This is a genomic window from Pseudomonas sp. S150 (assembly GCF_004526365.1).
Classification (GTDB): domain Bacteria; phylum Pseudomonadota; class Gammaproteobacteria; order Pseudomonadales; family Pseudomonadaceae; genus Aquipseudomonas; species Aquipseudomonas putida_A.
In genome coordinates, this window is sequence record NZ_CP038207.1 from 5,093,514 (window position 1) to 5,115,666 (window position 22,153).

Genomic DNA, 22,153 nt, shown 5'->3' on the forward strand with positions numbered 1-22,153 from the left:
CACTCCTACATTGGAACGCGCCCTTCTGTAGGAGTGAGCCTGCTCGCGATGGCAGCGACGCGTTTTCGGATCAGGTCCGCATCCCGCGCCCACTCACCAGCAGCCGCGCGCAACCGAGGTACAACACCACCGTCGCCACCAGCATGAAGGTGATCGCGATGCCGATGCGGATATCCGACACCCCGAGAATGCCGTAACGGAAGGCATTGACCATATGCAGCACCGGGTTGGCCAGCGACACGGTCTGCCAGAACGGCGGCAGCAAGGTGATCGAGTAAAACACGCCACCGAGGTAAGTCAGCGGCGTCAGCACAAACGTCGGGATGATCGAAATGTCATCGAAGTTGCGCGCAAACACCGCGTTGATGAAGCCCAGCAGCGAGAAGATCGTCGCGGTCAAGATCACCACCAGCAAGGTCACGCCGAGGTGATGCACCTGCAGATGGGTGAAGAACAGCGACAGAATGGTCACGATCACCCCGACCATCAAGCCACGCAACACGCCGCCAATGGTAAAGCCGATCAGAATCGTGTGCGGCGACACTGGCGAAACCATCAGTTCCTCGATGGAACGCTGAAACTTGCTGCCGAAGAAACTCGAGACCACGTTGCCGTAGGAGTTGGTGATCACCGACATCATGATCAGCCCCGGCACGATGTACTCCATGTAACTGAAGCCACCCATGCCGCCAATCTGCTTGCCGATCAGGTTACCGAAGATCACGAAGTACAGAACCATGGTGATCGCCGGCGGCAGCAGGGTCTGCGGCCAGATCCGCGTGAAGCGTTTGACCTCGCGATAAACGATGGTCTGGAGGGCGACGAGGTTGGGGCGGAACTCGGAACTCATACCGCCACCTTCGACAGATTCTTCTCTACCAGAGACACGAACAGCTCCTCGAGGCGATTGGTTTTGTTACGCAGGCTCAGCACTTCAATATTCTGCTGCGCCAATTGAGTGAACAGCGCGGTGATGCCCATGGATTTGTCGACCTGGACTTCCAGGGTATGGCCGTCGAGCAACCGAGCGGGATAGCCGATCAGTTGCGGCGCGGCGTGCAAGTCGTTTTTCAGGTCGAGCAGGAAGGTTTCGACGTGCAGCTGGCCCAGCAGCTGTTTCATGCTGGTGTTCTCGACAATGGTGCCGTGGTCGATGATGCCGATGTTGCGGCACAGCTGCTCAGCCTCTTCCAGATAGTGCGTGGTGAGGATGATGGTGATGCCTTTCTGGTTCAGCTCGGTGAGGAACGTCCACATCGAGCGACGCAGTTCGATGTCGACGCCTGCGGTCGGCTCATCGAGGATCAGCAGGCGCGGCTCATGCACCAGGGCGCGGGCAATCATCAGTCGGCGTTTCATGCCGCCGGACAGCGAACGCGACGGCACATCGCGCTTGTCCCACAGGCCGAGCTGGGTCAGGTACTGCTCGGCGCGTTCCTTGGCGATCTTCGCCGGGATGCCGTAGTAACCGGCCTGGGTCACGACGATGTCGAAAGTCTTTTCGAACTGGTTGAAGTTGAATTCCTGGGGCACCACACCGATCGAGCGCTTGAGCGCGGCGGGGTTCTTGTCCAGGTCATGACCGAAGATATTCACCGTGCCGCTGGTCTTGTTGACCAGGGTCGAGAGAATGCCGATGGTCGTGGATTTGCCGGCGCCGTTGGGGCCGAGCAAGGCGAAAAAGTCACCTTCGGCGACGTCCAGATCGATACCACTCAAGGCCTGGAACCCGTTGCCGTAGGTTTTGGTTAGCTGCCGGATGGACAGAGCGGAACTCATATCGGATTTACGCACCAAGAAGGGAAGAAAAGGAAAGATTGGGCCGGGCGGCGAACAAAACAACCACGGCGCATGAGCGCAATGGTGCTTGCCGCCGCCACACAAGTACAGTCAAGAGTGTCGATAGTTATTATCAAGTCAACGCGGTCATGACTGCTTTCTGATAGGCCGGACGCTGCTTCAGCCGTGCGTACCAAGCCTGCAGATGCGGCTGCGCGGCACGTTCGATGGGCATCTCGAACCAGGCATAAATGAAACTGCCCAGCGGAATATCGCCCATGCCGATTTCGCTGCCGGACAGATATGGCTGGCTGGCGAGGGCCTGATCGGCCATGGCCAGCAGCGCGGTGCATTCCTTGATTGCGGCGTTGATCGCCGGCCAGTCCTGCTGGTCCGCTGGCGTACGCAACACGCCCCAGAACACGGTGCGGAACGGCCCGGCAAAACTCGAGGTGGTCCAGTCCATCCACTTGTCAGCGACGGCCCGGGCTTGCAGGTCTGCCGGATACCAGGCGCTGTTCGGTGCATGCTTGGCCAGCAGGTATCGCACGATGGCATTCGATTCCCATAGCACGAAGCCGTCATCCTCGATCACCGGTACCCGGCCGTTCGGGTTCATCGCGCGGTATTCAGGCGTGTCGACCACACCGAACGCGCCACCGGCGTCAATCGCCTCGTAGGCCAGGCCCAGCTCCTCGGCGGCCCACAGTGGCTTCCTGACATTCGATGAGTTTTTACGTCCCCAGATCTTCAGCATGACCGCCTCTTTTCCAATGCGTGGGCAGGCAGCATACGCCGGATCAGACCCGACTCAAATCACTCTGCATATCACCCAAGACCTTCGCCTGATGTTCGCCGAACAGATGCGGGTAGCACTTTTTCAAGTGCTCGAAGAAGAACCGCTCCGGCACATCGACGAACTGACCATGATCGACCAGATACTCCATCAACAGCGCGCCGTCACGGTTGTATGGGTGGAAAACGCTGTCACTGATGCCGTCAAATTCCAACGGTGCGACGTTGAACAGCTCGCAAAGTTGCTGATTGAAGGCCGGCGTGGCCTTGACCCAACGGTCATTGAGGAACAGCTCGGTGTAGCCGTGCATGGCAAACACATCGCTGCGCAGCAGTTCCAGCAGACGCGGGGTCGACAGGTGATTCTTTACGTCGGCCAGACCGATGCGTGCGGGAATGCCGCAATGCCGTGCGCACCCGGCCAGCAATGTGGCCTTGGGCACGCAATAGCTTTCCCCGGTGGCCAGCGCATAGCTGCCGCACAGGGTTTGCGGGTCGAGGCTGAAGGTATACGGGTTGTAGCGCACCGCATCGCGCACGGCGTGATAGAGACTGATCGCCTGCGCGAGCGGGTCGCGGCTGGCACCGCGGTGTTGTTCGGCGAACTCCACCACCGCCGGGTGGTCACTATCGATGAAGCGGCCGGGGCTCAGATACTCGCGCATGACGATGTTCTCCTGGGTGAGCCCCGAGTCTAGCGACAGCTCAAGCACAGAGATAACGACGTTTCGGCCAAACATGCACGCAAAGACGCGGGAACGGCGAACGATTTCCCACGGATGTTGCCCACCGAACCTACGAAAACCATCCGGGGTTTCCCACGAGTTCAATCACCATGTTCTGACCACCCCGTTTTACAGATGCCGTCTAAGCTCTGGAGGGTCGGTTTGCCTTGGTTCACGGAGGATTACATATGCTGTTGTTGTGGATACTGGTTCTGATCGTCGGTGTGGCGTATCTCGCCCACCGCCGCATCGCCCCCTTGCCCGCGTTGGGTATCGTCGCCATTTACCTGCTGGCGATGGGCATTTTCAGCCATGCCCCGGGCTGGTTGCTGCTGCTGTTCTGGATCGTGCTTGCTGTGGTGGCCGCGCCGTTGATGCTGCCTGACCTGCGCCGCAAACACTTCACCGCGCCGCTGTTCAACTGGTTCCAGAAAACCCTGCCGCCGATGTCGCAGACCGAACGCGACGCGATCGATGCCGGTACCGTGTGGTGGGACGGTGAACTGTTCAGCGGGCGTCCGGACTGGGACAAACTGCTGTCCTATCCAAAAGCGCAACTGAGCGAAGAGGAACAAGCCTTCATCGACGGTCCGACCGAAGAACTCTGCGCAATGGTCACTGACTGGCAGATCGGCCAGTCGATGGATCTGCCACCCGAAGCCTGGAGCCACATCAAGGAGCACGGTTTCTTCGCCCTGATCATTCCCAAGGAGTTCGGCGGCAAGGGCTTTTCCGCCTACGCCCACTCGCAAGTGGCGATGAAACTCGCGACCCGCAGCGGCGACCTCGCCTCCACGGTGATGGTGCCCAACTCCCTCGGCCCGGCCGAACTGCTGCTGCATTACGGCACCGACGAACAACGCAATCACTATCTGCCGCGGCTGGCCCGTGGCGATGACATTCCGTGCTTCGCCCTCACCGGCCCGCTGGCCGGCTCCGATGCCGGCGCCATGCCGGACACCGGGATCATCTGCAAAGGTGAATGGGAGGGCCAGGAAGTCATCGGCCTGCGCCTGAACTGGGAAAAACGCTACATCACCCTCGGTCCGGTGGCGACCCTGCTCGGTCTGGCCTTCAAGGCCTATGACCCGGAGCATCTGCTGGGCGACAAGGAAGATCTCGGCATCAGTCTGGCGCTGATTCCTACCGATACACCGGGTGTGGAAATCGGCCGTCGTCACCTGCCACTGGGTGCAGCGTTCATGAACGGCCCGAACTCGGGCAAAGACGTGTTCATCCCGCTGGACTACCTCATCGGTGGCCAGGAAATGCTCGGCAAGGGCTGGATGATGCTGATGAACTGCCTGTCGGTCGGGCGTTCGATCTCGCTGCCGGCAGTCGGCACTGGCGCGGCCAAATTCACCAGCCTGGTGACCGGTCAATACGCGCAGATTCGTGAGCAGTTCAACGTCCCGTTGTCGGCCTTCGAAGGCATTCAGGAAGCCATGGCACGCATCGGCGGCAACGCCTGGATGATGGACGCCGCGCGCATGCTCACCGCCAACGCGGTGGATCTGGGCGAGAAACCGTCGGTACTGTCGGCGATCCTCAAGTATCACCTGACCGAACGCGGCCGCGAGTGCATCACCCACGCCATGGACGTGCACGGCGGCAAGGCAATCATCATGGGTCCGAACAACTACCTCGGACGCAGCTGGAACGGCGCACCGATCTTCATCACCGTGGAAGGCGCGAACATCCTCTCGCGCAACCTGATGATTTTCGGTCAGGGCGCCATTCGCTGCCATCCGTTCGTGCTCAAGGAAATGGCCCTCGCTGGCCGCGAAGACAAAGAACAGGCACTGAAAGAATTCGATGGCCTGCTGCTCAAGCACATCGGTTTTGCCGTCGGCAACGCCGCCAGCACCCTGGTGCTGAACCTGGGCTTCGGCCACTTCGAACATGCACCCGGGGACAGGATCAGTCAGGGCTACTTCCGTGCACTCAACCGTCAGGCAGCGGCTTTCGCCATGCTGGCGGACTTCAGCATGATGTTGCTGGGTGGCGAACTGAAGCGCCGGGAACGCCTGTCCGCACGTCTTGGCGATGTGTTGAGCAACCTGTATCTGGCCTCCGCTGCGCTCAAGCGTTATCACGACCTGGATTCGCCGGCGCATATGGAGCCGCTGTTCCGTTGGGCCATGGAAGAAAGCCTCGGCCAGTCGGAACGGGCACTGGATGAGCTGCTGAGCAACTTCCCGAACAAAGTGTTTGGCTGCCTGCTGCGGGTGATCGTGTTCCCGTTCGGCCGTCGCCATAAAGGCCCGTCGGACAAGCTCGGCGCCGAAGTGGCAGCGGTGATCGGTCGTGCCAAAGGCGATCCGACCCTCGAAGAACTGCTCGCCGGTTGCTATCGCCCGCAGTCCGTCGACGATGCCGTCGGTGCCCTGCAACACGCCAGCGATCTGCTGAATGCCGCCCAACCGCTGCACAAAAAACTGCACACCTCGCTCAAGAGCGGTCAGGTCAAACCGGTGGCTGGCGAACACGCCATCGACGCTGCACTGGAGGCCGGGGTGTTGCAACCGCAGGAAGCACAGACCCTGCGCGATGCCGAAGCAGCACGGCGCAAGGTGATCGACGTCGATGATTTCGACAAGGAAGAGCTGAAACAGGCAGAAGGCAAAGTCCGCTGATGCCGACGACCGTGTAGCTGTTTATTTGTGAAAAACGGGCACGAGAGCTTTATACTCCCGCGCCCGTTTTGCTCTTGAGGACTTATCTCGTGTCCAACGTCGTTGCCGATCATCTGGTTTTGCTCGACCATCTGCGCAGTATCCTGGTCGCCGTAGGTGAGGCCGAACAGGTTCCCGAAGAAAGCCATGCCTTGTTCCTGGAGCGCTTTGACGAACTGCTGGCGTCCCTGCCGATCGATCCGATCGAAAGCCAGTACCTGGGCCAGGACATCCTGACCCAAGTGATTACCCGTTATCCGCAAATAGCCCACCTGATCCCGCGGGATCTGCTGTGGTTCTTCGCTGGTGACTGCCTGCACTACCTGTCCGATGAAGAAATCGATCTGTATCAGGCACTGGAAGAACGTCGCTACGAAGCCGAACAGAACGATGAACCGTTCGACTGGAATCAGGAAAAACAGTTGCTGGCGATGTCTGCTCAGGACAGCAAGCACTGATTTTCTGCCCGGTTAAGAAAAGGCCCGCATGGTGATTCATGCGGGCCTTTTTATTGTTCGGCGTTTACAACAATCCTTCGCTTTCGGGCAGCTCGTAGGCCATCGCCAGATTATTCGGCGCCCCCGCCTTGCCCGGCTTGCTCAACGTCGGCTCCTTCTCCAGGCACTCCACCAGATAATCGATGAATACCCGCAGCTTCGGCGGCAGGTAGCGCGTGGGCGAATGCAGCAACCACAGACCACCGTGGTAAGAAGCAAGGAACGTCCACTCCGGCAACACCTGCACAATCAACTTCTGCTCAAGCGCATAGCGCGCGGTGAAGTACGGCAGGCTGCCAATACCAATGTGCTGCAACACTGCCCCGAGCCGCACGCCGGTATGGTTGGCGGCATAGCGGCCACGTACGCCGACGGTCACCGCTTTGCTGCCCTTCTTGAATTTCCAGCGCGCATCGCTCGGGGTTTCCCCCAGATAGATGCAACTGTGATTGAGCAGATCGTGAGGGTGAGTCGGCGTGCCATGTTCGGCCAGGTATTGCGGGGTGGCGCAGAGCAAATGGTCGATGGTCAGCAACTGCCGTCCGACCAGCCCGGCCGGCGGTCGATCAGTTATACGAATCGCCAGGTCGACATGATCGTCAATCAAATCAACCTGGCGGTCTTCCAGCAGCAACTCGACATCGACTTTCGGATAACGCCGCAGAAACTCAGGCATGTGCGGATGAATCACGAAACGCCCGACCGCTTTCGGCACACTGACCCGCACCAGCCCTTCCGCCTCGTGGGTGAACTGCCCACTGATCTCCATCACCGATTTGGCGGCGCTGACCATCTCCTGACAGCGCTTGAACACTTCCTCGCCACCATCACTCAAGCGCAGTTTGCGCGTGGTGCGCTGCAGCAAACGCGTAGCCAGGGCCTTTTCCAGGCGGGAAATGCTGCGACTGATCGCCGACGGCGACGAGCCCAACTGGCGGGCCGCCTCGGAAAAACTGCCGGTCTCCACGACCTTGACGAAGATCGCCATTTCACCGAGCAGTGGCAGCGGAAGATTGATGCTCACAGCGCACAAGTCCTTTGATGTTTGAACGGATTATCACGTTATTGCACGATTCATATAATAAAAACAGACACTTTAATAAGGGCATGGAATATGACGCTTCGCCTCTTTTTCCATAGTGATGACCTCAAGGCTAATGTGGAAGTCCTCGACTGCACGCCCCACGAGAACGAATTTGCCGTGGTGCTGCGCGCCACGTTGTTTCATCCGCAAGGCGGTGGTCAGCCTTGTGACACCGGCATGATCGGCGAAAGCCAGGTGCTGCGCGTGGTGCAGGAACCTGACCGGATAGTGCATTACGTCGATCGTCCGGTAAAACCCGGCATGACCTGTATTCATGTGGATGAACAACGTCGCCGCTACAACACCCGCATGCATTCGGCCGGGCACCTGATCGGGCATTTCGTGCAGGCCATGGGCTGGACGCCGATCAAGGCACACCACTGGCCAGACGAAGGCCGGGTGCAGTTCAAACCGGGTGATGCCGCGCAGGAAGTCGACGCACCTACCGTTCAATACGGTATCCGTCAGTGGATCGAACACGATCTGCCGCGCCTGACCTCACTGCGCGAAGGCGCGCGGGAAATCGGTTTTGGCGAGCTGCCGGCCTATGGCTGCGGTGGCACCCATGTACGCAGCCTGAAGGATTTGGGCACAGTCACGATCGCCTCGCTTTCGCAGAAGAAAGGCACGTTATCCGTCCACTACAGCGTGGATTAAGCTTCTCGGGCGCTGCTCCGCGCAGCGTCCGACGCCGGGGGAACCGCACTCGCCGGTTCCGTTGACTATCGATAGATGGACCTAAAAACAATGATGCTAGACGTCGAGCGTCTCGATGAGACGTGCATAAAAAAACTGGCCAACGAAGAAGTCCTCGCCATCCGCGTCAAAGGCTTCTTGCCCGAGCCGCTGGCGATCGAGATTGGCGACAAGATTCTTGCTCCGGGCTTCGAGGGTTACATCAACGCGCCGAGCATCGGCCGCATCGGCATGGCGTTTTACGAGGCGGAAAACCAGCCGCTGCTGATCGAGGACTACTTCGAGCGCGCCACCCGCAACATCGCCGAACTGCGCGAGCGCTGTGCGCCCTATTCCTCGCCGGTCGACACCCTGCGCTGCATGCTCGACGAGTCGTGGCCGGCCGGCGCGCATCTGGAAAACCTCTATGGCCGCAAGATGTATGTCGGCCTGTCGAGGGTGGTCAAACCCGGCGTGTGCTTCCTCGCCCACCACGACATTTTCGCCAAGGACGCCCCGGACAGCTTTCAGGCCCGCAGCCTGGAGGCGCAGTTCGCCTGCAACGTCTACCTGAACATGCCGACCGAGGGCGGCGCGTTGCAAATGTGGGACGACGACATCACCCCGGATCAGTTCGACCAGATGCGCGGCGACAGTTACGGCATCGACCCGGCGCTGCTCGGCCCACCGACCCTGGAAGTGCGGCCGGAGCCGGGCGATTTCATCATGTTCAATTCGCGCTGCATGCACTCGGTGACCCCGGGCGTGGCGGATCCGCGTCTGAGCCTTTCGTTCTTTGTCGGCTATCGCGGCAATGCTTCACCCCTGACCTTCTGGAGCTGAGATGTTATCGAACTACCTGGGCGAGTTTCTGGCGCTGGCCACCATTCACTTTCTGGCCGTGGTCGCTCCCGGCCCGGACTTTGCCGTGACCATTCGCCAAAGCGTGCGCTTCGGCCGACTGGTGGGCATCTGCACCGCACTGGGCATCGGCGCCGGCATTTCGGTGCACGTTCTCTACACCTTGCTCGGCGTTGGCGCCCTGATGCACACCACGCCGTGGTTGCTGACGGTGGCCAAGGTGATCGGTGGCGCATACATCTTTTACCTCGGCATCAGCCTGATCCGCAGTAAACCGAAGACCACGCTCGAAGGCGAAAAAAGCGCTGACGAACCGCTGGTCGAGCAGTCGCTGTTCAAGGCGTTCAGCACCGGTTTTCTGACCAATGCCACCAACCCCAAGGCCACGCTGTTCTTCCTGGCGATCTTCACCACGATCATCAGCGCCAGCACCCCGCTGAATATTCAGGCGCTGTACGGGGTGTGGATGTGCTTCGTCAATGCGCTGTGGTTCGTGATCGTCGCGCTGTTTTTCTCCAGCAGCCGGGTACGCACCCTGTTCATGCGCATGGGCCATTGGTTCGAGCGCAGCATGGGCGTGATCCTGATTCTGTTCGCCGGCAGGCTGGTGCTGTCGATGTAAAAACGACACCCAAAGACAAGGCCCGGTCAGTTGCACACTGCTCGGGCCTTTTTCGTTTGTGCGCCGCTTTTGCATTTCTGTGCGACGGATCCCACTTCAGGGGCTCCCCTTCAACACCTTCGCGGTGTTAGTTTGGAAAAGATTTGTTTCAACTTTCAAACACTTCCACTCAACTGCCTGCAAAGGAATGCCCACCGCAATGAATTTTTCTCTCAAGCGCCTGGCCGCTGCCAGCCTGATCCTGGCCAGCTTTTCTGCGTTCACCCTGCCCGCGCAGGCCAACATCACTCCGCAACAGAGCGCAGCCATTCTCAAGAGTTTCGATGAGGCGAGCCTCACCGACTTCCGCCAGTTTCTGGGTGCCGTAGGCAAGAGCGACCTGGGTAAAACCGACAACCTCGGCCCGGCGATCAACGCCTTTCTCGACAACAAGACCCCGAGCGCGGAACAGCAGAACGAGATCTACCGCCTGCTGGGCATTTACACCCGCGCCAAGTACGGCAAAGCCGCCCTGGAAACCCTGCGCGAACTGGTGGAAATCCCGACCTTCCAGAAAGAAGGCGTGGCCCAGCACGACAATCCGGAGTTCATCAAGATCGCCGAAAAGATCAAGAACCTCGCCGAATCGTTCAACCTGAAGTTCCGCAACGTCGACAACCGCGTCTATGAAATCTCCCTCGACGGCAGCGGCGACGAAGTCGTGGGCATTCACGCGCATGCCGACGTGGTGCCGGTCACCCCGGAAAACTGGGTGCTGAAGGACGGCACCAAACTCGACCCGTTCAAAGTCACGCTGATCGGCGACCGCATGTACGGTCGCGGCACCGAGGACGACAAGAACGGCATCGTCGTCGCGATGTACGCGATGAAAGTGATCAAGGAAGAAAAGCTGCCGCTGGCACGCAACTTCAAACTGCTGGTGGACACCACCGAAGAAACCACCGGCGACGCGATCCCGTATTACTTCGAACACAACCCGACGCCGAACTACAACATGGCGCTGGACGGTGGCTACCCGGTGGTCATTGCCGAGAAAGGCTACGGCACGGTCATGGCCAATTTCCCGCTGCGCAAGGCTGAAGGCAGCGGCGCAGAAATCATCTCGATGACCGGCGGCCTGGCAACCAACCAGATTCCATCGGTTTCGGTGGCGACACTCGTCACCGACAAGCCTGAGCAACTGGCTGCGAGTCTGCAGAAAGCCGGCAGCGAATACGCGAAAAAACACGGTGGTGACTTCGAAGTCGCGGCCAAGGTTGACGGCAAAGACGTCAAGCTGAGCGTCACCGGTGTGTCCGCGCACTCCTCCGAGCCCGAGTCTGGCGTCAACCCGGTCGCACGGATGCTCGACTTCATCAACAGCCTCGACGGCAAGGTGGCGCTCAAGCACAACCAGATCACCGACGCTGCACGCTATGCGTCCACCAACTGGGGCTTGGATTATCTGGGTAAAAAACTCGGCGTGGGCTTCTCCGATTCGTTCATGGGTCCGCTGACCACCTCGCTGACCTACGTCGGCGTGGACGACAAAGCCTTCAAACTGGCAGTCAACCTGCGCGTGCCGAAGGGTAAATCGCCAGAAGTGCTGAAGAAGCAAATCGCTGACAAACTGGCGGCCTGGAGCAAGAAATCCCACGTTGCCGTGGACTTCACTTACTCGATCGCCGAACCGATGTACCGCAATCCGGAAGGCGAATGGGTCAAGGCACTGCTGGCGGTTGCCACTGAAAACCTCGGCATGAAGCACGAGTTCGGCACGTCTGCCGGCGCGACCTCGGTGCATGAATTGCCGAACGGCGTGCAATTCGGCCTGGCCCGGCCTGAAGTCAAATACACCGGGCATACCGATGGCGAGTTCAAGACGGTTGACCAGTTCCTGCTGGATCTGCAGATCGTCACTGAGATGATGGGCCGTGTCGGCCAGCTACCGAAGCTCTGATAAGGCACTGGCCCGTGATTCAGCGGGCCGGAGTGAAAACAAAAAAGGACCCGAAGGTCCTTTTTTGTTGCGTGCTGAATGCTGCACAAACAAAAACGCCGATCATCACTGATCGGCGTTTTTGTGAAATTGGAGCGGGAAACGAGACTCGAACTCGCGACCCCGACCTTGGCAAGGTCGTGCTCTACCAACTGAGCTATTCCCGCAATGGCGTCCCCTAGGGGACTCGAACCCCTGTTACCGCCGTGAAAGGGCGGTGTCCTAGGCCACTAGACGAAGGGGACAGGCTACAACTTTCACTAATAAAAACGCCGCTCACTGAGCGGCGCTTTTAGAATTTGGAGCGGGAAACGAGACTCGAACTCGCGACCCCGACCTTGGCAAGGTCGTGCTCTACCAACTGAGCTATTCCCGCAAATGGCGTCCCCTAGGGGACTCGAACCCCTGTTACCGCCGTGAAAGGGCGGTGTCCTAGGCCACTAGACGAAGGGGACACGCTACCCGGAACACATGGTGTGTGTTTCGGTGTCCAGACCCGCATCCGAAGACTTGGTTCTGGTTTCACTCAGCCCCGCCCGAAAGCAGTGCTGTTTAAAATTGGAGCGGGAAACGAGACTCGAACTCGCGACCCCGACCTTGGCAAGGTCGTGCTCTACCAACTGAGCTATTCCCGCATTGGCGTCCCCTAGGGGACTCGAACCCCTGTTACCGCCGTGAAAGGGCGGTGTCCTAGGCCACTAGACGAAGGGGACACGCTACAACATTCACTCCCTGCCGCGTTTCGCTGTGTGCTTTACGCTGCAAGTGGCGCGCATTCTATGGATGGTTTGAGAGGTCGTCAACCCCCGAATATAAATTTATTTAAATCAATGACTTCGACCTGCTTTACGGGAGCATTCGGGCTTTTCCGTCGCCCGACGATTGACGCCTATATTCCGCCACTCGCCAAGGCGTTATAGTCCGCAACACAATGATGGCAATCTGCGCACCTTGCGCCAGCATTCATATAAGCAGTGTGCAGCCGATATAGACAGAAGCTGCTGAATCAACTCGTCGAGCGGCGCTGGGCGCCTGAATGTCCAGCCACTACACTCGCATGCGAACCCTATAAAGAGGTCTTACCGGTGACACCACTCATGATCACCCTGCTAGTCATAGCCGGGATCGCAATTCTGATCGCCATTGGCTACATGAACCATGTGGTGGAAAACAACAAACTGGAGAAGGCCCGCACCAAAGTCGAACTCAACGACCGCCTGCGCCGCTGCGGCGAACTGACCGAAACCTTCCCCGGCCAGTTCATGACCCCGGCACTCAAGCTGCTGCTGACCCGTCTGGAGCTGAACGTCTGCCAGCGCCTGCTGAATCTGGAAAAAACCAGCGCCACGACCAAGGCACGGATCACCGAACTCAGCGCACTGGTGGCCCAAGGCGAATCGATCCCGGTCAACAACCCGCCGGCACCGATCCTGACCGAAGCCAAAGCCAAGGACGTCCGTTTCCTGCTCGAAGCCCTGCACGGCCAGATCACCCGCGCCGCCCACGACGGCTTCCTGCCACCGAACGAAGCCAAACACTGGATCAAGGAAGTCCGCCACATCCTGGTCCTGCTGCACATCGAATTCTTCAACAACCTCGGCCAACAATCCCTGCAACAAAACCAACCCGGCCAGGCCCGCCTCGCCTTCGAACGCGGCGTGCAATACCTGCGCAAACAGCAAGACCCGCAGATGTACTCGGAACAACTGCAATACCTGGAAAAACTCCTGGCCCGCGCCAATGCCCAGGTCATGGACAAGATTGCCCCGGTTGAAGGCGAAGTGAACCAGTTGACCGAAGGCCTCAAAGAAGTCGAAGCCGATGCGGACTGGAAGAAGAAAGTGATTTACGACTGATGGTCGAGAGTTGAGAGAAGCCACCGGGAGGTGGCTTTTTTGTGGGTGATGGGCTGACTGCCATTGAGAACATTCAGTTAGAGATTGGTTGGCAGTCAGGCCTCTTCGCGAGCAAGCCCGCTCCCACAGTGGGCATGAGTTTATTCAGTTGGAGACTGGTCGGCTGTCAGGCCGCCATCGCTGGAAAGCCAGCTCCCACAGTTGGAATGGGGGCGCTCAGTTGGAGACTGGTCGGCTGTCAGGCCGCCATCGCGAGCAGGCTCACTCCTACAGAAGAGCGAGATAGTGCACCGCCTCGCTCTTCACCACTCAAATGGCCGAGTGTCAGCTCGCCGAAAGCTCTTGATCTTGCCGTGCCGGCCCCTTCGGCAGGCTGAGTGGAGGGGTTTATCCGGGGGTGGGAGCGCAGCGACCGTTTGGCGCAGCCAAACACATCGAGAGGAGGTGCAGCGAAGCAAACCGGAGGCGATGCGCCCGGATGAATCCCGGAGCGAAGGAACCCGAGCCTAAGCGAGGGCCGAACGCCGGGGCCAAGCCTTTTGCTTACTTTTCGGCGTCTGGAAAAGTGAGCCGCTGTAAGAGCGGAACCATAAGAAGCCGTTACCGCAGCAACGGATATTCACCCAAAACCCCAAGAACCTGGTCGGCCCAGGGGAGTGTCATAAATTTTGTGTTCGGGCATAACATGTCGCAGAGGTGCATGTATGCCGACCAAAAAGAGACCGGCCCGAGAGGCCCAGCGTGACCTTCCTTCCATTCCCCAAGAGCTGATCGACCAGTTCGTCAGCGGCCCGATGAGTGCCGACGCTATTCAGGATGCCGCGATGGCGTTTAAGAAAGCGCTGATCGAGCGAGCCCTTGGCGCCGAGATGGGGCACCACCTTGGTTATCCTCAGGGCGCGGAGCGCCCTGAGGATTCGAGTAATCAGCGTAATGGCAGAAGCAGCAAGACCGTGCTGACCGAAGACGGCCCGTTGCGTCTGGATATTCCCAGAGACCGCGACGGCAGTTTCGCCCCGATCCTGATCCCCAAGCACGAGCGCCGTTTCACGGGTTTCGACGACAAAATCATCGCCATGTATGCCCGTGGCATGAGCGTTCGCGAGATTCGTGCTTTCCTCTCGGAACAGTACGGCACAGATGTCTCTCATGACTTCATCAGCTCCGTCACCGATGCGGTTCTGGAGGAAGTCAGTACCTGGCAGCAACGCCCGCTTGAGCCCATGTATCCGGTCATTTTCTTCGATGCTCTGCGGGTCAAGATCCGTGACGAAGGCGTGGTTCGCAATAAGGCCATCTACTTGGCTCTGGGCGTGCTGCCGGATGGGACCCGAGATATTTTGGGGATCTGGATCGAGAACACTGAAGGTGCCAAGTTCTGGATGAAGGTCTTCAATGACCTCAAAACCCGGGGCGTCGAAGACGTGCTGATCGCGGTAACTGACGGGCTCAAAGGTATGCCGGAGGCTTTGAGTGCGGTGTTTCCAGAGACAACGCTGCAGACATGCATCGTCCATTTGATCCGCAACAGCCTTGATTACGCGGCGTGGGACAAGCGCCGTGAACTGGCCAAGGCCCTTAAGCCGATTTATCAAGCTCTCAATGCCGATGTCGCCGAACAGGCTCTGGACGCCTTCGAAGCGGGGCCGTGGGGCAAGCAGTATCCGACGATAGCGGCGGCTTGGAGACGCGCCTGGGAGCGGGTTATCCCATTTTTCGTGTTCCCACCCGCGATACGCAAAGTGATCTACACCACCAACGCGATCGAAAGCATCAATTCGCAGTTACGCAAGATCATCAAGACAAGAGGCCACTTTCCAACCGATGAGGCGGCGACAAAACTGATCTGGCTGGCGCTGAAAAACATCACCGCCAACTGGGGCAGCGCCGCCCATGACTGGAAAAGCGCCATGAATCAGTTTGCGGTTTTATATGGAGACCGATTCATCAGGCCGAACTGGTGAAATGAAGGCCTGCCTGACGGCAGGCCATTACCGGCCCGCACACAAAAAATCTGACACTCTCCGGCCCAGAGGCCGCCAAGTCAAAGCCGAAAATGCCCAACCATCCCCTTGAGCTCCCCCCCCAACCGCGCCAGCTCAACACTCGAAACCGCATTCCCCCGCATCGCCATCGAAGACTGATCCGCACTCGCACGAATACTCGTCACACTGCGATTGATCTCCTCAGCCACCGAGCTCTGCTCCTCCGCCGCCGCCGCAATCTGCTGATTCATCTGCTGAATCAACGAAACCGCCGCCGCAATACTGCCCAGCGCACTTTCAGTCTGCAGCGCATCACTGACCGCCAGCTTCACCAAGTCACCACTGCTCTGAATCTGCTGCACCGACGAATGCGCCGCCGAACGCAACGCACTGACCAGACGCTCGATCTCCTCGGTGGATTGTTGTGTACGCCGCGCCAACGCGCGAACCTCATCAGCCACCACCGCAAAGCCCCTGCCCTGTTCCCCGGCCCGCGCCGCCTCGATCGCGGCGTTGAGCGCCAGCAGATTGGTCTGCTCGGCAACGCTCTTGATCACATCCAGCACCGTACCGATGTTCTGGATCTGCGCACTGAGGCTTTCGATGCTCGAACTGGCTGATGTCGCCGAATCCGCCAGTTGCTCGATCCGCACCATGCTCTGGCGCACCACCTGCTGCCCGCTCTCGACCTTGGCATCCGCCGTTTGTGCGGCCAGCGCGGCTTCCTCGGCATTGCGCGCCACGTCATGCACGGTGGCGGTCATCTGGTTCATGGCCGTGGCCACTTGCTCGGTCTCTTCCTTCTGGCTGTTGACCTCAAGGTTGGTCTGCTCGGTGACCGCCGACAGCGATTGCGCGGAACTGGCCAACTGCTCGATGCCCGCCTGCAAACCGCTGACGATCGTGCTCAGCCCAGTGCCCATCTGCTGCATCGCCAGCATCAGTTGCCCGATCTCATCACGCCGGGTGACCTCCACCCTCGCACTCAAATCCCCGGCCGCAATCTGCTGTGCCACCCGCATCACACTGCGCAACGGCGCGACGATCAAGCGGGTAATGACCCACGCGGCAATCAGCCCGACCAGCAACGCCAGCGCCGAAGAACCGATGATCAACGCCGAGTTCTTCTTCAATTCCGCCTGCATCGCGCCGTCCTCGGCGCCATACGCCTGATCCACGCGCTCCATCACCTGCGCCGCACGCTGGTGCAACTGTTCGTAGACGGTTTTTTCCTGGGCCAGCAGGCCGGTGTACTCGGCGAGCTTGTCGTTGAAACCGGCGATGTGCCCGGACACTTCATTGAGTACCGTCAGGTAGCCCTCATCCTTGACCGTGGTCTTCAACTGCTCGGCCTGAGCCTGCGCCTGGGCGGCCTGCTCGATATTGCCCTTGCCGGCACTGTCGGCATCGCCCTTGCGGCTCTGATCCAGACGAACCCGCGCCTCGTTCATCGCCTGCAACATCAGCCGCGACACCTGGCTGACCTGGCTGGCCTGTTCGATGAACTGTGCGCCGTCCTTGCCTTCGGTGTCCTTCAAGGTATACGCGCCATCATCGGCCAGACCGGCCTGCAGTACGTCCAGGTTATTGGCCACGCTGGACACCGACCAACTGGCCATTTCCAGCGCCAGATCCTTGGCCTGGGTCAGCGAGACAAACCCATCGAAAGCCTTGCGATAAGCGCCCAGTGCCTGTTCGACATCGCTCATCACCGCCACGTTGGCCGGGGACTGCGCCTTGAGTTGCGCGGCCTGAGCCAGCAAACCGTCTACGCCTTCGTGCAAGGCATCGACGGTTTTCGGGTTGCTGTGCAGCGCATAGTCCTGCTCCAGCAGCCGCACCTTGAGCAGTGCACTGTTGAGCGACGACATCTGCTTCAGCCCATCGAAGCGCTGACTGATGGTCTGCAGGGACCAGACACCAATGGCAGCCACCAGCGCAGTCAACAGCAGCACCAGCACGAACCCGATACCCAGTTTCTTCGCCATACCGAGGTTGGCAAAACGTCCTTGCACGGCGGAAATCATTGCGCGTAGTCCCCTGCCAAAGTCTGTTGCCGAAGATTCGCAACGGCCATGGAGCAGCACAAGTCTCTGGCGTCGGAATAATGGCAAAAAGCTACGCACGCGTCGTTTTCAGAACGCTTGAGGTCGATTCACACCGGTACTGCGAAAAAACTGCCGGGCCCTCGGATCACAGGCATAGGCCACGTTGATCCGCTGCCACTCACTGGGTTCGCCACTCGGACTGAAGGCCCCCGGGTCGCAAAGGCTGACACCATTGCACTGCGCCTGACTGTGCAAGCGGCCAGTATCGCCCAGCGGGGCACGGGCCCAGATGAACAGGCCGCCACACGGCTTACCGAAAACCTCCCAGTCGGCGTCTTCCAGCGCCTGCAACGCGGCGACCCGATCGGTATTCAACCGTTGACGCTGGCGCTGGACCATTTTGCGATAGGCGCCATTGGCCAGAAGACTGGTCAGCACCGCCTCATTGAAACTCGAAGCGCCCATGCTACTGATCATCTTGATTCGCCCCAGCCGCGCTATCAGCGCTGGCTCGGCGTACACAAACCCGACGCGCAGCGAGCTGCTCAGTGTCTTGGAAAAGCTGCCGACATAGATCACTCGCTCATCGAGTGCCGCCAGGCGTGTGCCATTGCCATTGTGCAGGTCGGCGTAGACATCGTCCTCGATCACTCGCACATCGTGAGCGTTGCACAACCGCAGGATCTGTTGGGCAACGCCAAGGGTCAGGCAAGAGCCGGTGGGATTGTGGTGGTGACTGTTGATGAACATCGCGACCGGCCGGAACTGCCGCAACAGTGCTTCCAGCGCCTGGGGATCCGGCCCGCTCGGCGTGCGGCGCACTTCCAGCAACTGCACGCCGTACAGGCGCAACAGCTCGAACAGCGGCGCATAGCCCGGGGTTTCGACGACAACGCAGTCACCGGCCTTCAACAATGTGCGCGCGAGCAGATCAAGCGCCTGGCTCGCACCGGAGGTCGTCAGCACCTGTTCATCCAGAGCCTCGACGCCGATCAGCCTGAGGCGTTTGACGATCTGCTCGCGTAACGCCGGCAGCCCCAGCGGGCTGCTGTAATTGAACAGACTCGCCATGTCGGTACGGGCCACCTGACGGATCGCATAACTCAGGTCGTCGGATTCACGCCAGCTCTGCGGCAAGCCTCCCTCGCCGAGTTTCAACCCGCTGTGTGCCTGCCCGCAGTCAATCCCGATCACCCCACGGCCCTGCGCGGCCACCATGAACCCGGCGCCCTGACGCGGGGCCAGAACGCCTTGCGCCACCAGCCGTTCGCAGGCTTCGGCCACACACGACTGACTCAGCAGATTGGAGCGCGCAATCTGCCTGACGGAGGGCAAGCGCGTGCTCGGCGCCACACCGCTTCGCGAGATCCACTCAGTCATGCCATCAACAATCTGCTGTACGACCGGCACCATTGCCTGTCGGTCAATTCTCAATTCCATGAGCACGCAAACTCCTGTCCATTTTGCTGGCGGCAGTAAATCACAGCCGCGTCGCTCAGGCTGTGCGACAACGCCGTCAAAAGCAGCCGTTCTAACCGTTTGATACACATTGTTTAGCGGTTTAACGGAACGGGCGCCCAGCAACAGGAAAACCCGCACTGAGGCGGGTTCCAGAGTATTGCCACTCGGCGTCAGAAAGCCGTGACGCCGCCATCCACGGCCAAGGAATGACCGGTGGTAAACGCCGCGCCATCGCTGCACAGATACAGCACGGCGCTGGCAATTTCCTCGACCTTGCCGATGCGCCCCACCGGGTGCATCGCGTTGGCGAACTCGCCTTTCTTCGGGTCAGCCTCGTAAGCGCGACGGAACATGTCGGTGTCGATCACCGCCGGGCACACGGCGTTGACGCGGATTTTCTTCTTCGCATATTCGATCGCCGCCGATTTGGTCAGACCGATCACCGCGTGTTTCGACGCTGCATAAATGCTCATCTTCGGCGCCGCGCCAAGGCCCGCCACCGACGCGGTGTTGACGATCGCCCCGCCGCCCTGAGCGAGCAACAACGGCAACTGGTACTTCATGCACAACCACACACCTTTGACGTTGACGCCCATGATCGCGTCGAACTCGTCCATCGAGCCGTCGGCCAGTTTGCCTTGCTCGATTTCGATCCCGGCATTGTTGAAGGCGTAGTCCAGGCGACCGTAGGTATTGATCACCTCGTCCATCAGATTCTTCACTTCGCTTTCGACGGTAACGTTGCAGCGTACGAAGGTCGCTTCGCCGCCGGCTGTACGAATCAGCGCCACGGTGCCTTCGCCCCCTGCCGTGTCCAGGTCGGCCACCACCACTTTCAAACCTTCGGCGGCGAACGCCTGGGCGGTCGCCCGGCCGATACCGTTGGCCGCTCCGGTGACTACGACCACTTGGCCGGAAAACGTCATGCTCATTGTTATGTCCTCGAAGGGAGAGATGCAGGAGGGATTTGCAGACTCGCAGCATAGTCACCGGGGCCCGTCCCGAGTCAGCACTATCAGAAGGCTGTTTATGCCTTCATCCGTCGCAGTGATAAAAGCCTGTGGGCCACTATCACTGCACTGGATCATTGCGCATTCGCCACATCAGCCGACCTTGCAGCATTGGCCTCGAGGGTCTATCAACAAGGCTTCATTCAGTTCGAGTGCCTGCCATGACCAGTCAGACCAATCGCCAGTTCCTCCTCGCCAAACGCCCGGTGGGGGCTGCGACCCGTGAGACCTTCACCTACCAGGAAGTCCCGGTCGGCGAACCGGGCGCTGGTCAGATACTGGTGAAAAACCAATACCTGTCCCTCGACCCGGCCATGCGCGGCTGGATGAACGAGGGCAAGTCCTATATCCCGCCGGTAGAAATCGGTGAAGTCATGCGCGCCTTGGGCGTGGGCCAGGTCATCGCTTCGAACAACCCGGGCTTTGCCGTCGGCGACTACGTCAACGGCGCCCTCGGCGTGCAGGATTATTTCCTTGGCGAACCCAGAGGTTTCTACAAAGTCGATCCGAAACTGGCGCCGCTGCCGGTGTATCTGTCCGCCCTTGGCATGACCGGCATGACCGCCTACTTCGCCCTGCTCGACGTGGGCGCACCGAAGGCTGGCGACACCGTGGTGTTGTCGGGAGCTGCCGGGGCAGTGGGCAGCATTGCCGGACAGATCGCCAAGATCAAAGGCTGCCGGGTCGTCGGCATCGCTGGTGGTGCCGACAAGTGCAAATACCTGATCGATGAACTGGGCTTCGACGGCGCTATCGATTACAAGCACGAAGACGTGCTGGCCGGACTCAAGCGTGAGTGCCCGAAAGGCGTTGATGTGTATTTCGATAACGTCGGCGGCGAGATCCTCGACGCTGTGCTCAGCCGTCTGGCGCCGAAAGCCCGGGTGGTGATCTGCGGCGCCATCAGCCCAGTACAACAACAAGGAAGCGGTCAAAGGCCCGGCCAACTACCTGTCACTGCTGGTCAATCGTGCGCGCATGGAAGGCTTTGTGGTGATGGACTATGCCGCGCAGTACGCCGGTGCCGCGCAGGAAATGGCCGGCTGGATGGCCAAAGGGCAGCTCAAGAGCAAGGAAGACATCGTTGAAGGTCTGCAGACCTTTCCGGAGACGCTGATGAAATTGTTCAGCGGGGAGAATTTCGGCAAGTTGGTGCTGAAGGTCTGAAACTTAACGCGACAACACACCAAAAGCACTGTGGGAGCGGGCTTGCTCGCGAATGCGGTGGATCAGTCGATATCAATTTCGACTGATCCACCGCATTCGCGAGCAAGCCCGCTCCCACATTATTGGATCTTGCGTGTTTGATCAGGCCAGTTCGGCCACGACCGACGCCAGTGCCTTGGCCGGATCCGCCGCCTGGCTGATCGGACGGCCGATCACCAGGTAATCGGAACCGGCATCCAGCGCCTGACGCGGGGTCAGGATACGGCGCTGGTCATCTTGCGCACTGCCCGCCGGGCGAATCCCCGGGGTCACCAGTTGCAGCGACGGGTGCGCCGACTTCAGTGCAGTGGCTTCCAGCGCCGAGCACACCAGACCGTCCATCCCGGCCTTCTCGGGCCAGCGCAGCCAGCAGACGCAGCACCTGCTCCTGCGGTTCGATATCCAGGCCGATACCGGCCAGATCCTCGCGCTCCATGCTGGTCAGCACGGTCACACCGATCAGCAACGGCTGCGGGCCGCTGCGCTTGGAAAGCTCTTCACGGCAGGCGGCCATCATGCGCAGGCCACCGGAGCAATGCACATTGACCATCCACACGCCCATCTCGGCAGCGGCTTTCACGGCCATCGCGGTGGTGTTGGGAATGTCGTGGAATTTCAGGTCGAGGAACACCTCGAAGCCTTTGTCACGCAGGGTGCCGACGATTTCCGCGGCGCAACTGGTGAACAGTTCCTTGCCCACTTTGACCCGGCACAGTTTCGGGTCCAACTGGTCGGCCAGCTTCAGTGCGGCGTCACGGGTGGGGAAATCCAGGGCGACGATGATAGGAGTCTGGCAGGCGGACATGGATGGGCTCTCAGGCAAGTCGAAATCGGCGCGCATTGTAGCGGAAGCGGCGCCAGCGCGGCACCCGATGATCGGTAAATCGTCGCCGCAA

At 59.8% G+C, this 22,153-nt stretch carries 16 protein-coding genes, 6 tRNA genes and 3 pseudogenes; 9 read left to right on the forward strand and 16 right to left on the reverse strand.

Annotated features, from left to right (window positions below):
* Positions 1 to 70 precede the first annotated feature (70 nt).
* The 4 genes from E3Z29_RS23570 to E3Z29_RS23585 form a co-directional block, all read right to left on the reverse strand.
* Positions 71 to 850, reverse strand: a complete 780-nt coding sequence (locus E3Z29_RS23570; protein ID WP_098965044.1) for an ABC transporter permease — start codon at positions 848 to 850, stop codon at positions 71 to 73.
* Positions 847 to 1,779: an ABC transporter ATP-binding protein gene (locus E3Z29_RS23575; protein ID WP_027612335.1), complete on the reverse strand. Its 933-nt coding sequence runs from the start codon at positions 1,777 to 1,779 to the stop codon at positions 847 to 849. The genes E3Z29_RS23570 and E3Z29_RS23575 overlap by 4 nt, the downstream gene beginning before the upstream one ends.
* A gap of 133 nt (positions 1,780 to 1,912) precedes the next feature.
* Positions 1,913 to 2,536 (reverse strand): glutathione S-transferase family protein, encoded by a 624-nt coding sequence (locus tag E3Z29_RS23580; protein ID WP_134787085.1) that lies wholly within the window; start codon positions 2,534 to 2,536, stop codon positions 1,913 to 1,915.
* 43 nt (positions 2,537 to 2,579) lie between these two features.
* Entirely contained in the window at positions 2,580 to 3,239 is a 660-nt protein-coding gene (locus E3Z29_RS23585; protein WP_134787086.1) for a transglutaminase family protein, read from the reverse strand.
* 248 nt (positions 3,240 to 3,487) lie between these two features.
* Here E3Z29_RS23585 and E3Z29_RS23590 point away from each other — a divergent pair, with 248 nt between their 5' ends.
* Both E3Z29_RS23590 and E3Z29_RS23595 read left to right on the forward strand, forming a co-directional pair.
* Positions 3,488 to 5,935, forward strand: a complete 2,448-nt coding sequence (locus E3Z29_RS23590; protein WP_134787087.1) for an acyl-CoA dehydrogenase — start codon at positions 3,488 to 3,490, stop codon at positions 5,933 to 5,935.
* An 89-nt stretch (positions 5,936 to 6,024) separates the two neighbouring features.
* Positions 6,025 to 6,432 (forward strand): PA2817 family protein, encoded by a 408-nt coding sequence (locus E3Z29_RS23595; protein WP_007967565.1) that lies wholly within the window; start codon positions 6,025 to 6,027, stop codon positions 6,430 to 6,432.
* A 64-nt stretch (positions 6,433 to 6,496) separates the two neighbouring features.
* On the opposite strand, the gene E3Z29_RS23600 is transcribed toward E3Z29_RS23595, so the two are convergent.
* Entirely contained in the window at positions 6,497 to 7,495 is a 999-nt protein-coding gene (locus E3Z29_RS23600; RefSeq protein WP_025112989.1) for a LysR family transcriptional regulator, read from the reverse strand.
* Positions 7,496 to 7,585: 90 nt separating this feature from the next.
* Here E3Z29_RS23600 and E3Z29_RS23605 point away from each other — a divergent pair, with 90 nt between their 5' ends.
* The 4 genes from E3Z29_RS23605 (at position 7,586) to E3Z29_RS23620 (ending at position 11,652) form a co-directional block, all read left to right on the forward strand.
* Positions 7,586 to 8,212 carry a hypothetical protein gene (locus E3Z29_RS23605; protein WP_098965050.1) on the forward strand — a complete coding sequence of 209 codons (627 nt, stop codon included), beginning with the start codon at positions 7,586 to 7,588 and terminating at the stop codon, positions 8,210 to 8,212.
* Positions 8,213 to 8,302: 90 nt separating this feature from the next.
* Positions 8,303 to 9,073 carry a 2OG-Fe(II) oxygenase gene (locus E3Z29_RS23610; protein ID WP_047600411.1) on the forward strand — a complete coding sequence of 257 codons (771 nt, stop codon included), beginning with the start codon at positions 8,303 to 8,305 and terminating at the stop codon, positions 9,071 to 9,073.
* Position 9,074: 1 nt separating this feature from the next.
* Complete coding sequence (locus tag E3Z29_RS23615) at positions 9,075 to 9,713, forward strand: LysE family translocator (protein ID WP_096797798.1); 639 nt, start codon at positions 9,075 to 9,077, stop codon at positions 9,711 to 9,713.
* Positions 9,714 to 9,912: 199 nt separating this feature from the next.
* Positions 9,913 to 11,652 (forward strand): dipeptidase, encoded by a 1,740-nt coding sequence (locus E3Z29_RS23620; protein ID WP_098965053.1) that lies wholly within the window; start codon positions 9,913 to 9,915, stop codon positions 11,650 to 11,652.
* A 130-nt stretch (positions 11,653 to 11,782) separates the two neighbouring features.
* On the opposite strand, the gene E3Z29_RS23625 is transcribed toward E3Z29_RS23620, so the two are convergent.
* The 6 genes from E3Z29_RS23625 to E3Z29_RS23650 form a co-directional block, all read right to left on the reverse strand.
* Positions 11,783 to 11,858 (reverse strand) — tRNA-Gly (locus E3Z29_RS23625).
* A gap of 2 nt (positions 11,859 to 11,860) precedes the next feature.
* A tRNA-Glu gene (locus tag E3Z29_RS23630) sits at positions 11,861 to 11,936 on the reverse strand.
* Positions 11,937 to 11,991: 55 nt separating this feature from the next.
* Positions 11,992 to 12,067: transfer RNA gene (locus E3Z29_RS23635), tRNA-Gly, on the reverse strand.
* Positions 12,068 to 12,070: 3 nt separating this feature from the next.
* Positions 12,071 to 12,146 (reverse strand) — tRNA-Glu (locus tag E3Z29_RS23640).
* A gap of 104 nt (positions 12,147 to 12,250) precedes the next feature.
* A tRNA-Gly gene (locus E3Z29_RS23645) sits at positions 12,251 to 12,326 on the reverse strand.
* Between the two features lie 2 nt (positions 12,327 to 12,328).
* Positions 12,329 to 12,404, reverse strand: a tRNA-Glu gene (locus E3Z29_RS23650).
* A 384-nt stretch (positions 12,405 to 12,788) separates the two neighbouring features.
* Between E3Z29_RS23650 and E3Z29_RS23655 the strand changes: the two genes are divergently transcribed.
* Positions 12,789 to 13,547, forward strand: a complete 759-nt coding sequence (locus E3Z29_RS23655) for a hypothetical protein (RefSeq protein ID WP_171061878.1) — start codon at positions 12,789 to 12,791, stop codon at positions 13,545 to 13,547.
* Between the two features lie 704 nt (positions 13,548 to 14,251).
* A complete protein-coding gene (locus tag E3Z29_RS23660; RefSeq protein ID WP_134785609.1) occupies positions 14,252 to 15,511 on the forward strand; it encodes an IS256 family transposase in 1,260 nt (419 codons plus the stop codon).
* Between the two features lie 80 nt (positions 15,512 to 15,591).
* On the opposite strand, the gene E3Z29_RS29990 is transcribed toward E3Z29_RS23660, so the two are convergent.
* From E3Z29_RS29990 to E3Z29_RS23675, 4 genes and pseudogenes are all read right to left on the reverse strand, one after another.
* Complete coding sequence (locus E3Z29_RS29990) at positions 15,592 to 16,473, reverse strand: methyl-accepting chemotaxis protein (RefSeq protein ID WP_371917821.1); 882 nt, start codon at positions 16,471 to 16,473, stop codon at positions 15,592 to 15,594.
* Between the two features lie 27 nt (positions 16,474 to 16,500).
* A pseudogene (locus E3Z29_RS29995) lies at positions 16,501 to 17,559 on the reverse strand (HAMP domain-containing protein); the annotation flags it as partial.
* Between the two features lie 108 nt (positions 17,560 to 17,667).
* Positions 17,668 to 19,020 carry a PLP-dependent aminotransferase family protein gene (locus tag E3Z29_RS23670; protein ID WP_027612324.1) on the reverse strand — a complete coding sequence of 451 codons (1,353 nt, stop codon included), beginning with the start codon at positions 19,018 to 19,020 and terminating at the stop codon, positions 17,668 to 17,670.
* A gap of 191 nt (positions 19,021 to 19,211) precedes the next feature.
* Positions 19,212 to 19,973, reverse strand: a complete 762-nt coding sequence (locus E3Z29_RS23675) for an SDR family oxidoreductase (RefSeq protein WP_027612323.1) — start codon at positions 19,971 to 19,973, stop codon at positions 19,212 to 19,214.
* 239 nt (positions 19,974 to 20,212) lie between these two features.
* On the opposite strand from E3Z29_RS23675, the pseudogene E3Z29_RS23680 reads away from it, so the two are divergent.
* Positions 20,213 to 21,218 (forward strand): annotated as a pseudogene (locus tag E3Z29_RS23680) (NADP-dependent oxidoreductase).
* Between the two features lie 141 nt (positions 21,219 to 21,359).
* On the opposite strand, the pseudogene pyrF reads toward E3Z29_RS23680, so the two are convergent.
* Positions 21,360 to 22,098, reverse strand: a pseudogene (gene pyrF, locus E3Z29_RS23690) (orotidine-5'-phosphate decarboxylase).
* Positions 22,099 to 22,153 lie beyond the last annotated feature (55 nt).

Coding starts and splice junctions, on each gene's coding strand:
- E3Z29_RS23580 (WP_134787085.1), bottom strand. CDS start 2,536: ATGCTGAAGATCTGGGGACGTAAAAACTCATCGAATGTCAGGAAGCCA.
- E3Z29_RS23575 (WP_027612335.1), bottom strand. CDS start 1,779: ATGAGTTCCGCTCTGTCCATCCGGCAGCTAACCAAAACCTACGGCAAC.
- E3Z29_RS23585 (WP_134787086.1), bottom strand. CDS start 3,239: ATGCGCGAGTATCTGAGCCCCGGCCGCTTCATCGATAGTGACCACCCG.
- E3Z29_RS23655 (WP_171061878.1), top strand. CDS start 12,789: ATGATCACCCTGCTAGTCATAGCCGGGATCGCAATTCTGATCGCCATT.
- E3Z29_RS23620 (WP_098965053.1), top strand. CDS start 9,913: ATGAATTTTTCTCTCAAGCGCCTGGCCGCTGCCAGCCTGATCCTGGCC.
- E3Z29_RS23660 (WP_134785609.1), top strand. CDS start 14,252: ATGCCGACCAAAAAGAGACCGGCCCGAGAGGCCCAGCGTGACCTTCCT.
- E3Z29_RS23675 (WP_027612323.1), bottom strand. CDS start 19,973: ATGAGCATGACGTTTTCCGGCCAAGTGGTCGTAGTCACCGGAGCGGCC.
- E3Z29_RS23570 (WP_098965044.1), bottom strand. CDS start 850: ATGAGTTCCGAGTTCCGCCCCAACCTCGTCGCCCTCCAGACCATCGTT.
- E3Z29_RS23670 (WP_027612324.1), bottom strand. CDS start 19,020: ATGGAATTGAGAATTGACCGACAGGCAATGGTGCCGGTCGTACAGCAG.
- E3Z29_RS23605 (WP_098965050.1), top strand. CDS start 7,586: ATGACGCTTCGCCTCTTTTTCCATAGTGATGACCTCAAGGCTAATGTG.
- E3Z29_RS29990 (WP_371917821.1), bottom strand. CDS start 16,473: ATGCTGGCGATGCAGCAGATGGGCACTGGGCTGAGCACGATCGTCAGC.
- E3Z29_RS23615 (WP_096797798.1), top strand. CDS start 9,075: ATGTTATCGAACTACCTGGGCGAGTTTCTGGCGCTGGCCACCATTCAC.
- E3Z29_RS23590 (WP_134787087.1), top strand. CDS start 3,488: ATGCTGTTGTTGTGGATACTGGTTCTGATCGTCGGTGTGGCGTATCTC.
- E3Z29_RS23610 (WP_047600411.1), top strand. CDS start 8,303: ATGATGCTAGACGTCGAGCGTCTCGATGAGACGTGCATAAAAAAACTG.